Source organism: Pseudoalteromonas ostreae, from assembly GCF_018069805.1.
GTDB lineage: Bacteria > Pseudomonadota > Gammaproteobacteria > Enterobacterales > Alteromonadaceae > Pseudoalteromonas > Pseudoalteromonas ostreae.
This window is the reverse complement of the sequence record NZ_JAGPYN010000078.1, coordinates 1-520: the sequence shown is the minus strand read 5'-3', so window position 1 is coordinate 520 and position 520 is coordinate 1. Positions and strand designations below refer to the sequence as shown.

General features: G+C 43.7%; 1 protein-coding gene. It reads right to left on the bottom strand.

Translation table 11 applies throughout. The features are described 5' to 3' along the window. A partial coding sequence (istA, locus tag J7338_RS20600) for an IS21 family transposase (RefSeq protein WP_210798837.1) occupies window positions 1-520 on the bottom strand: 520 nt, incomplete at both ends.

Genomic DNA, 520 nt, shown 5'->3' with positions numbered 1-520 from the left:
ATAGTGATAGGGCTTTTCAGGCAATGGCTTTAATGCGCTTTTATCTACCCTATCAAATAGCTGTTTACGTGATTGTTGATATTGCTTCATCACCTTATTGTTCATTACATCAAGTAGCTTTGTTATTTCTTGATTTAGGTGCGCTAAGCTGTAGAAGGTTTGGTTACGCAGACGTGCCATGATCCAACGCTCAACAATTTGTACACCGACTTCAGCCTTCGATTTATCTTTGGGTTTATAAGGTCTAGCGGGTATGACAGCAACGTTATAATACTCGGCTAATTGATGATAAGTGGGGTTTAGATCAGGCTCGTAGCGACAGGATTTACTAACGGCGCTTTTTAAGTTGTCGGGAATAACAAGCTCTGGAACACCGCCTAAAAACGCAAAACAACGGGCATGACTCATCACCCAGTCTTCAAGTTGCTGGCTATACGTTGCCTCAGCATAGGTATAGTTTGATGCGCCGAGCACGGCAACAAACACTTGAGCAGTCCGTTTTTCCTGCGTTGTGGGGCAT